The organism is Streptomyces rapamycinicus NRRL 5491, assembly GCF_024298965.1.
Classification (GTDB): domain Bacteria; phylum Actinomycetota; class Actinomycetes; order Streptomycetales; family Streptomycetaceae; genus Streptomyces; species Streptomyces rapamycinicus.
Genome location: NZ_CP085193.1, coordinates 5,319,470 through 5,330,479 on the forward strand (window position 1 = coordinate 5,319,470; position 11,010 = coordinate 5,330,479).

Consider the following 11,010-nt stretch of genomic DNA (forward strand, 5'->3'; position numbering starts at 1 on the left):
GTGGCCGGGCGGCGGGCGCGTGGCGGATCACTGGAGCCCCAGCTCCTTGTCGATCAGCTGGAACATGGCCTCGTCAGTGGCCGCGCCGAGGTCCCCGTCCCCGTCCTCGTCGAGGTCCCCGTCCCCGGAACCGTCCGGGCCGTCGAGGTCCGGGCCGACGGCTTCGTCCCATGTGCGCAGCATCGCGCGCAGCCGCGCGGTGACCGCCGCGCGGCGGCCGTCGCCGGACGGCACCCCGGCGAACGCCCGCTCCGCCCGGTCTAGTTCGGCCAGTACCAGATCGGCCCCCGTGCCCTCCTCCGCGCACAGCTCATCGAGGAGGTGGCGGGCGAGCGCCGCGGGCGTGGGATGGTTGAAGACCACCGTGACCGGCAGCGCCAGCCCGCTCGCCGCGGTGACGCGGTTGCGCAGGTCGACCGCGGTCAGCGAGTCGAACCCCAGCTTCTTGAACGCCTGCTCCTCGTCGACCGCCTCCGGTGTGTCATGCCCCAGCACGGCGGCGGTCTGGGCGCGTACGAACTCCAGCACCACGCGCTCCCGCTCCTCCGGTGCCAGCCCGGCCACCCGCCCGGCGAGCGATTGGTCCGGTGCGGGCGCGGCGGTCACCGCCGCGCCCGGCACCACCCCCGCCACCAGCGGCGACGGATGGGTGCGCAGGGCCCCGGCCACCAGATGCGCCGGTACGGTCAAGGGGCGGCCACTCGCCCGCGCGAGGTCGAACAGCTCCAGGCCGTCGCGGCGGGACAACGGGATCATGCCGTGGCGTTCGATCCGACGCCGATCGGCCTCGTCCAGGTGTCCCGTCATGCCGCCGACCTCCTCCCACAGCCCCCAGGCCAGGGACTGCCCGGCCCGCCCGGTAGCGCTCCGATGGTGCGCGAGGGCGTCCAGGAACGTGTTGGCCGCCGCGTAATTGCCCTGGCCCGCGCCGCCGAGCGTGCCGACGACGGAGGAGAACAGGACGAACCCGGCCAGATCCTGGCCCGCCGTCAGCTCATGGAGGTGCCAGGCCGCGTCCACCTTGGGGCGCAGCACGGCGTGCAGCCGCTCGGGGGTGAGCGCGGTGACGACGGCGTCGTCGAGTACGCCCGCGGCGTGCACGACGGCGGTCAGTGGGTGGGACGGCGGGACCCCGGCCAGTACGGTGGCCAGGGCGTCCCGGTCGGCCACATCACAGGCCACGGCCCGTGCCTCGGCGCCCAGTTCGGCGAGCTCGGCCACCAGCTCCGCCGCGCCGGGTGCCTGCGCGCCGCGACGGCCGGTGAGCAGCAGGCGGCGGACTCCGTGGCGGGTGACCAGATGGCGGGCGACCAGCGCGCCGAGGGCCCCGGTGCCGCCGGTGATCAGGACCGTGCCCTGGGGGTCCAGAGGCGCTGCCGCACCGGTACCGGCCGCTGCGACCCTGGTCAGCCGGGGTCCGTAGGCCACGCCGGAGCGCAGGGCCAGCTGCGGCTCACCGGAGGCGATCGCGGCGGCCAGGGCCGACTCGGACTCCTCGGCGCCATCCACGTCGATCAGGACGAAGCGGCCGGGGTGCTCGGACTGCGCCGAGCGGACGAGACCCCATACGGCGGCCCCGGCGAGGTCGGCGATCTCCTCGTCCGCGCGGACGCCCACCGCCCGGCGGGTGACCATCACCAGCCGCGAGGCGGCGGGCCGTTCCTCGTCCACGAGCCACTGCCGCACCAGCTCCAGTGCCCGTTCGGTCAGGTCGTGCACGGCCCGCGGGCCGCCCTGGCCGGCGCCGGTCAGGGCGGCGGTCACCACCGATGGCGTGTGTGCCGCGGCGGGCAGCTCACCGCCGTCGGGCACGGCGTACGGGGAGTCGCCGAACGGCCCGGTGGGCAGGGCCGCCGACGACCACTCCACCCCGTACAGCGACTCGGCCGGATCCCTCCGGTCGGCGCGCAGCTCCTCGGACGACACGGGGCGCAGCGCCAGGGACTCGACGGTGGCGATGTGCTCGCCCGCCTCGTCGGTGACGACCAGCCTGACCGCTTCCGGACCGGCCGGTGACATCCGTACCCGCAGGGCGGTCGCGGCCGTGGGCCGCAGTGAGACACCGGTCCAGGCAAAGGGCAGCCGGACGTCCGGTGCCCGGTCCGCGGGGTCGCCGGTGAGGTCGCTTGCGGGGGCGCCTGCGGGGTCGCTTGCGGGGGCGCCTGCGGGGTCGCCTGCGGGGTCGAGGAGGACCGCGTGCAGCGCGGCGTCCAACAACGCGGGATGGAGGCCGAAGGAGGCCGGTTCCAGGCCCTGGGGCAGCCGCGTCTCGGCGAACACCTCATCCCCGGCCCGCCACACCGCGCTCAGCCCCTGGAAGGCGGGTCCGTAGTGGTAGCCGGTCTCGCTCAGGGCGTCGTACAGGCCCGCCACGTCCACCGGCGCGCGGTCGGCGGGTGGCGGCCAGGCGTCCGCCGGAGGGGCCGTGGCCATCTGAACCATGTCCGCCGGGTCCGTGGAGACCGCCAGCACACCGGCCGCGTGCCGGGTCCAGGGCGTCTCGGGCGGGGCCTCCTGTGACCTGCTGTGGATCTCCACCGACCGGCGGCCCTCGTCGTCCGGCGCCGACACCCGTACGTGCAGCGCCAGACCGCCGGTCGCGGAGAGCACAAGGGGCGCTTCGAGGGTCAGCTCCTCAAGCAGAGCGCATCCGGCCTTCCGCCCGGCGTGCGCGGCGAGCTCCAGGAAGGCGGTGCCCGGGAACAGCGCACTGCCGAGTACCGCATGGTCGGCCAGCCACGGATGGGACGACAGCGACAGCCGCCCGGTGAGGACGAGACCACCGTCACCGGGCAGATCGACGGCGGCCCCCAGGAACGGATGGTCCGCCCGCGCGAGCCCCAGGCTGCCGGCGTCCTGGCGCCCACCGTGCGCGTCGAGCCAGTAGCGCTGCCGCTGGAAGGCATACGTCGGCAACTCGACCCGCCGCGCACCCCCGAACAACGAGGACCAGTCCACCGCCACACCATGGACATACGCCTCCCCCACAGACCGCAGGAACCGATCCAGCCCGCCATCGTCACGGCGCAGCGACCCCAAAACCACAGCCCCCGCACCCGCCGCGTCAATGCTCTCCTGCACCCCGACCGCGAGCACCGGATGCGCACTGGCCTCGATGAACACATCGAAACCGTCATCGAGGAGCGTCTTGGTCGCGGTCGCGAAACGCACCGTCTCCCGCAGATTCCGATACCAGTACTCCGCATCCAGCTGCTCGGTGTCGATCCAGTCGCCCGTCACCGTGGAGAAGAACGGCACCCGGGACGGCCGAGGCTTCAGCCCACGCAACCGGTCCAGCAATTCCTCATGGAGCTGATCCACATGCGCCGAATGGGAGGCGTAATCCACCTCGATCCGCCGCGCCCGCACCCGCCGCCGCCGGCACTCGGCCACCACCTCATCCAACGCCTCCCCATCCCCGGACACCACAACCGAGGACGGCCCATTGACAGCCGCCACCCCCACCCGGCCACCCCACCGCTCCAACAGCAAACCAACCTCATCAGCGGAAACCGCCACCGACACCATGCCCCCACCACCCGCCAACACCCTCAACGCCCGACTCCGCAAAGCCACCACACGCGCCCCGTCCTCCAACGACAACGCACCCGCCACACACGCCGCCGCAATCTCCCCCTGCGAATGCCCCACCACCGCACCCGGCACCACACCAAAGGACTCCCACAACGCCCCCAACGACACCATCACCGCCCACAACACCGGCTGCACCACATCCACCCGCCCCAACGCAGACCCGTCCTCCAACACCCCCACCAACGACCAATCCACATACACCGACAAAGCCCGCTCACACTCCGCCATCCGCCCCGCAAACACCGACGAAACCCCCAACAACTCCACCGCCATCCCCACCCACTGCGACCCCTGCCCCGGAAACACCACCACCGACCGCCTGTCAGCCCGCACCCCACCCGGGGTCCCGGACGGCGAAAGGCCACGCAACTGATCGAGGAAGTCCGCCCGGCCCCGCCCGACGAGCACGGCACGGCAGTCCAGCGCCGCCCGCGTGGTGACCAGCGACCAGCCCACATCGACGGGCCGAAGCTCCGGCTCACCCTCCACGAACGCGGCCAGCCGTACGGCCTGAGCACGCAACGCCTCAGCGCTCCTCGCCGACACGGCCCAGACCACCGGCCCGTCCGGCGTCGGTCCCTCCACGGCCTCGGCATCATCAGCCGGCGCATGCTCGAGAACCACATGCGCGTTGGTCCCGCTGACCCCGAACGAGGACACCCCGGCCCGGCGCGGACGGCCGTCCACCTCCGGCCACTCCCGGGCCTCCGTCAACAGCGACACCCCACCCGACGACCAGTCCACATGCGGCGACGGCTCATCCACATGCAACGTCCTCGGCAACACCCCATGCCCCATCGCCAACACCATCTTGATCACACCCGCCACACCCGCCGCCGCCTGCGCATGCCCGATATTCGACTTCAACGACCCCAACCACAACGGCCGATCAACCGCACGCCCCTGCCCATACGTCGCCAACAACGCCTGCGCCTCGATCGGATCACCCAGCGACGTCCCCGTCCCATGCCCCTCGACCGCGTCCACCTCACCCGGCGACAGCCCCGCACCCGCAAGGGCATCGCGGATCACCCGCTGCTGCGACGGACCATTCGGCGCCGTCAAACCATTCGACGCACCATCCTGATTCACCGCACTACCCCGCACCACCGCCAACACCCGAAGCCCACGCCGCCGCGCCTCCGACAACCGCGTCACCAACAACACACCCACACCCTCCGCCCACCCCGTACCGTCCGCCGACGCCGAGAACGCCTTGCACCGCCCATCGGCAGCCAACCCCCGCTGCCTGCTGAACTCCACGAACATGCCCGGCGCCGCCATGGCGGTGACTCCACCGGCCAGCGCCAGCTCGCATTCGCCGTTCGCCAGTGCCCGGCTCGCCAGGTGCAGGGCCGCCAGCGACGACGAGCAGGCGGTGTCCACCGTCAGCGCCGGGCCCTCGAGGCCGAAGGTGTAGGCGACCCTGCCCGAGGCCACGCTGGTGGTGGTCCCGGTCAGCAGATACCCGGCGGCGTCCTCGTCGGACTCGTACAGGCGCGGCCCGTACTCCTGGGCGGTGGCGCCGATGAACACGCCCGTCCGGCTGCCCCGGAGCGAGGACGGATCGATCCCGGCCCGTTCGAACGTCTCCCAGGCCACCTCCAGCAGCAGCCGCTGCTGCGGGTCCATGGCCAGCGCCTCACGCGGGCTGATCCCGAAGAACTCCGCGTCGAAGTCGCCGAGCCCGGTCAGGAAACCGCCTTCCCGCACATACGACGTGCCCAGCCCGCCGCCCTCGGGGTCGTACAGCTCGTCGGGGCTCCATCCGCGATCGGCCGGAAGGCCGCTGATGGCGTCGACCTCGTCGGCTACGAGCTTCCACAGGTCCTCCGGGGAGCTCACCCCGCCCGGGAACCGGCAGCCCATCGCGGTGATCACCACCGGGTCCCCGTCCACCGGGTTGCCGCCCGCCGGGGCCACGGCGGCCTGGGGGGACGGCACACCGCCTGGCGCGCCGAGGAGCTGGTCGCGGATGTGCCGGGCCAGGACGAGTGGGGTGGGCTGGTCGAAGAGCAGGCTGCTCGGCAGGGTGAGGGCGGTGGCCTCGTTGACGGCGTTGCGCAGTTCGACGGAGGTGCCCGAGGTGAAGCCGTGGTCCTTGAAGGACAGTCCCGGGTCGATGTCCTGGGGTGTGCTGTGTCCGAGCACCGCGGCGGCATGGGCGCGCACCAAGTCCAGGACGATCCGTTCCTGCTCATCCGCCGACCTGCCATGGAGCCTCCTGGCGAGCGAGGCGGGCTCCACGGCCGACTCGGCGGGGGCCTCGCTTTCGGCGGGATCGCCCAGCCAGTAGCGCTCGCGTTGGAAGGCGTAGGTGGGCAGGGGAACGCGGCGGGCCCCACTACCGGCGAAGACCGCGTACCAGTCGACGGGCACACCCCGCACATAGGCCGTGGCCACCGCCCGCCACAACGTCTCCGGCTCAGGCCGGTCGCGGCGCAGCACGGGAACGCTCACCCCGGCCCCGGACACACCGTCCTGGACCATCCCCGACAAGGTCCCGTCCGGACCCAACTCCACGAACGTGGTCACGCCCTCGGCCTCCAGAGCACGGACACCGTCGTGGAACCGCACCGCTTCCCGTACGTGCCGGACCCAGTACTCCGCACCCCCCGGAACACCCACCCGACCCGACACATTCAGCACCAACGGAATCCTCGGTGCCTCGTACTCCACCGACTCCGCCACCCGCCGGAAATCCTCCAGCACCCCCTCCATCAGGCACGAATGGAACGCATGCGAAACCCGCAGCCGACGCACCCGCCGACCCCGCGCCTCCCACTCAGCCGCCACCACATCCACCACCGACGCCACACCCGACACCACCGTGGACACCGGACCATTGACCGCCGCCACATCCACACCCTCCGGCAAGCCCTCCAACACCTCCGCCTCAGACGCCTCCACCGCCACCATCGCCCCACCCGACGGCAACCCCTGCATCAACCGACCCCGCGCCTCCACCAACCCACACGCATCCCGCAGCGAAAACACCCCCGCCACATACGCCGCCGCCAACTCACCCACCGAATGCCCCAACACCACATCCGGCACCACACCCCACGACTCCACCAACCGGAACAACGCCACCTCAACCGCAAACAACGCAGGCTGAGCAAACTCCGTACGATCCAGAACCCCCTGATCCCCGCCGAACACCACATCCCTCACCGGCAGCGAAAACCCCGCACACACCTCATCAAACGCCTCCGCGAACACCGGATACACCTCATACAACCCCCGCCCCATCCCCACCCGCTGCGACCCCTGACCCGCGAACAGGAAAGCCAGCGGCCCCTCGTCCGCGACGCCCCGGACCACCTCCGCGGAGGGCTCATCCGCCGCGAGCAGCCCGAGCCCATGGGCGGCTTCCCTGGTTCCACCGGGGCTGATCAGCACAGCGCGGTGTTCCAGCGCGGCCCGTGTGGTGGCCAGCGAACTGGCCACGTCCACCGGGCGCAGCTCCGGGTGGTCGGCCAGGTGGGTGCGGAGCCGCTCGGCCTGGGCGCGAAGGGCCGGTGCGGTCCGGCCGGAGAGGATCCAGGGCAGGACGGGGGGCCGTACGTCCGCCGGCTCCTCCGGGGGTTCGGCTTCCCGCCGGGCGGCCGCCCCGCCGGGGGGCTCGGCCAGGACGACATGGCAGTTGGTGCCGCCCATGCCGAAGGAGTTGACGCCCGCGATCCGTGGGCGGCGCGGGTCCGGCCAGGGCCCCAGGGCGGTCTGGACTCGGAGGTTCAGCTCGTCCAGCGGGATGTCGGGGTGCGGGCGTTCGAAGTTGAGGGTGGGCGGCAGTACACCGTGTGCGATGGCCAGGGTGGTCTTGATCAGGCCGACGATGCCCGCTGCCGCTTCCAGGTGTCCGACGTTCGTCTTCGCCGAGCCAACGGGCAGCGGGGAAGTGGCCGGGCGGGCGGTGCCGAGGACCGTGCCCACGGACCGGGCCTCGATCGGGTCGCCGACCCTCGTGCCGGTGCCGTGCAGTTCGACGTACTGCAGGTCAAGGGGGCGCACACCGGCATCGAGGCAGGCCCCGCGCAGGGCCTCCTGCTGACCGCGGGTCGTGGGAGTGGTCAGTCCGGCGCCGGGGCCGTCGTTGTTGACCGCGCTGCCGCGGATGAGGCAGTAGACGTGGTCGCCGTCGGCCCGGGCGGCCGCGTACGGCTTGAGCACCACCATGCCGCCGCCCTCACCGCGCACATAGCCGTTGGCCCGGTGGTCGAAGGTGAAGCACCGGCCGTCCGGTGAGAGGGCCCCGAACTTCTCGGTGGCGTCCGAACTCTCCGGGGCGAGGATGAGGTTGACCCCGCCCGCCAATGCCAGGTCCGTCTCGCCCCGGCGCAGGCTCTGGCAGGCGAGGTGGACGGCGACCAGGGAGGAGGACTGCCCGGTGTCGACCACCAGACTGGGGCCGCTGAGTCCCAGGACGTAGGAGATCCGGTTGGCGACGATCCCCCGGCTCAGCCCGGTGAGGGTGTGTTCCCCGGCCTCGTGCGGACCCCGGTGGAACAGGGTCGCGTAGTCGTCCGAGAAGGCGCCCAGGTAGACACCGGTCCGTCCGGCGGCGGCCAGGTCCGGGACGATTCCGGCGTCCTCCAGCGCCTCCCAGCCCAGCTCCAGCATCAGCCGCTGCTGGGGGTCCATCGCGGTGGCCTCGCGGGGGGAGATCCGGAAGAAGCCCGCGTCGAACCGGTCGGGGTGGTCGAGGAAGCCTCCCCGCCGCACCCGGTCGGCCGGCGCCGCCGGGGAGCGGCGCTCGGGGGGAGTCTCGGTGATCGCGTCGGTGCCCTCGCGCAACAGCCGCCAGAAGGCCGAGGGGTCCGGGGCCTGCGGCAGGCGGCAGGCGAGGCCGACCACGGCTATGGCCTCGGGTGTCCCGTCGGCTATGGCGTCGGGTGTGCCGTCAGGTGTGGTGTCGGTTGTGCCGTCAGGTGTGCCGTCGGGTGTGGTGTCCTCGCCCGACGCGTGCTCGCTGTTCACGCCTCACGGCCCCCTTCGTCCACGGCTGCTGCCGAATGCCGATGCGAGTTGTCCTCACTCATCACTGCCGGGCCACTGCCTTCTTCCCCATCGCATCGGAAATTAGTGAGGTGTGGGAAACGCTCCAACCCCAAGGCCGCCCCCTATTCACCCCTAGATCTTTTTCCGGCGCTTCCTGGGCGGACCGCCTTCCTCCACGCTGGCCCTTAAAACGAACGTCCGTGGCCGCAAGAGGAGGAATGCATGGGATCTTTTCGTTTCGGTGTCGCGATGCACTCGGTGGGCGGACGCGAGGAATGGAACAAGAAATGCCGCCAGGCGGAGCGTCTCGGGTACGACGTGATTCTGGTGCCGGACCACCTCGGATTTCCCGCGCCGTTCTCCGCGATGGTCGCGGCGGCCGGAGCGACGGAGCGGCCACGGATCGGCTCCTTCGTCCTCAACACCTCCTTCTGGAACCCGACACTGCTGGGCCGGGACGTCGTGACCGCTGATCAGCTCACCGACGGGCGGCTGGAGGTCGGGCTCGGCGCGGGCCACCGGAAGGAGGAGTTCGAGGCGACGGGCTTCCCCTGGCGGCCGCTGGCCGAGCGGATCGACCACCTGGAGCGGACGATCGACGCCCTGTCCGGCGCGTACGAGGAGGCGGTGCGGGCGGACGCCCTGATCCAGCGCCCTCGTCCGCCGCTGTTCCTCGGCGGCAACAGCGACCGGCTGCTACGGCTGGCCGCCCGGCACGCGGACATCGTGGGGTTCTCCGCGCTGACGAAGGGCCCCGCGCCGCAGGGGTTCCGGATCCTGACCGCCGAGGCCCTCGACGAGCGGGTGGCCTTCTTCCGCTCGGCGGCCGGTGCGCGGGCGGCCGAGGTGGAACTGAACATCCTGGTCCGGGACGTCGTGATCACCGATGACCGGGACGGCCAGACCCGCCGCTGGCACGAGCGGACGCCGGATCTGACCCTGGAGGAGTTCCGCGCCGCGCCGGCCGTGCTGCTCGGCAGCGTGGACCAGATCGCCGCCCAGGTGCGGTCCTGGGCCGACCGGTTCGGCTTCCGCTATCTCACCGTGCACGAGCCGTGGCTGGAGACCTTCGCCCCGGTGATCGAGGCGCTCGGCGGGGAATGAGCCGCGCGGCCCGCTCGTGACGGAGGTGGCCCCCGCCGGTCCCGGCGGGGGCCACCTCCGTCACGAGCGGGGAGTCACCAGGTGACCGGCAGTTCGTAGACACCCTGCATATCGGCCGCCTCGCGGACCCGCAGCTCCTTCAGCGGCTTCTTCAGACGCAGGGAGGGGACCCTGCGCAGCAGCGCCCGGAAGGTCACTTCCAGTTCCATCCGGGCCAGGCCCTGCGCCAGGCAGTTGTGCGGCCCGAAGCCGAAGGCGAAGTGCTGGTGGGGTTCTCGGTGCACATCGAAGCGGTCCGGTTCGGGATACGTCTCGGGGTCGTGGTCGAGCAGGGCGTAGGGCATGATGAGGCCGCTGCCGGCCGGGATGACCCGGCCGTGGAACTCGATGTCCTCGGTGACGACGCGCAGGCCCGCCATGTCCGCGATGGTCAGATAGCGCAGCAGCTCGTCGACCGCGGCGGGGATCGTGTCCGGGTCGGCGCGCACCGAGGCGAGCTGGTCGGGGTGGTCCAGGAGGGTCGCCATGCCGAGGGCGATCATCTGCGCGGTGGTGCCCTGACCGGTGACCAGGAGCTGCACGGCCATCCGTATGAGGTCGCCGCGGTCCAGTTCACCCTTGGCGACCTCCTCAACGGACAGCCGGTCCAGCAGCCAGGTGCCGGTCCCGGCGCCCCTGGAGGAGACCAGCTGGTCCATGTAGGCGACGAGTTCGCCCAGCGGGCCCTCGGACTCCTCGGAGTCGGCGGCGCGCAGCAGCCGGACGCTGCGTTCCTGGAAGGTGGCCTGGTCCTCGGTGGGGACACCGAGCAGATGGAAGATGACCCGGGAGGACAGCTCCGAGGCGAAGTCCTGGATGAGGTCGACGGGCGGGGTGGCCGCCAGCAGGCGGTCGACACAGTCGTCGACGATCCGTTCGACGTCGGGCTGCATGGCCTTGGTCCGCTTGGCCGTGAAGTCGGGGATCAGCATGCGGCGGTACATGCTGTGCTCCTCGCCGTCCATGGTGACCAGGGTGCGGAACCAGCGGGCACCCAGCAGACGGGGGGTGATGATCGGGAATCCGTCGCTGGCCCGCTCCGAGGACACCCGGGGATCGGTGAGCAGACGACGGGCGTCCGCGTGCCGGGTGACCAGCCAGGCGGTGTTGCCGTCGTAGAGGGTCACCTCGGCCAGGGGCCCGTGGTCCCGCAGCGCCGAGTAGCCGGCGGGCGGCCGGTAGGGACAGGTGCGCTGCTGGGGAAAGGAAAAGGTTTCCTCTTCGGTGGCTGCCGTTACGGTCTCGCTCATCATGGTGTCCTGACGTCGGTGG

Annotated in this window: 3 protein-coding genes; 1 reads left to right on the forward strand and 2 read right to left on the reverse strand. The window is 71.8% G+C overall.

Annotated elements, in window-relative coordinates:
- Positions 1-27: 27 nt before the first annotated feature.
- Entirely contained in the window at positions 28-8,481 is an 8,454-nt protein-coding gene (locus LIV37_RS21855; RefSeq protein ID WP_121825340.1) for a type I polyketide synthase, read from the reverse strand.
- A gap of 336 nt (positions 8,482-8,817) precedes the next feature.
- On the opposite strand from LIV37_RS21855, the gene LIV37_RS21860 reads away from it, so the two are divergent.
- Positions 8,818-9,699, forward strand: a complete 882-nt coding sequence (locus tag LIV37_RS21860) for a TIGR03621 family F420-dependent LLM class oxidoreductase (protein ID WP_121824650.1) — start codon at positions 8,818-8,820, stop codon at positions 9,697-9,699.
- A 74-nt stretch (positions 9,700-9,773) separates the two neighbouring features.
- On the opposite strand, the gene LIV37_RS21865 is transcribed toward LIV37_RS21860, so the two are convergent.
- Positions 9,774-10,988: a cytochrome P450 gene (locus LIV37_RS21865; RefSeq protein ID WP_121825339.1), complete on the reverse strand. Its 1,215-nt coding sequence runs from the start codon at positions 10,986-10,988 to the stop codon at positions 9,774-9,776.
- Between the last annotated feature and the right edge of the window lie 22 nt (positions 10,989-11,010).

Bases quoted from the DNA above. Each gene is read 5' to 3' on its own strand.
- LIV37_RS21860 (WP_121824650.1), top strand. From the start codon at position 8,818: ATGGGATCTTTTCGTTTCGGTGTCGCGATGCACTCGGTGGGCGGACGC.
- LIV37_RS21865 (WP_121825339.1), bottom strand. From the start codon at position 10,988: ATGAGCGAGACCGTAACGGCAGCCACCGAAGAGGAAACCTTTTCCTTT.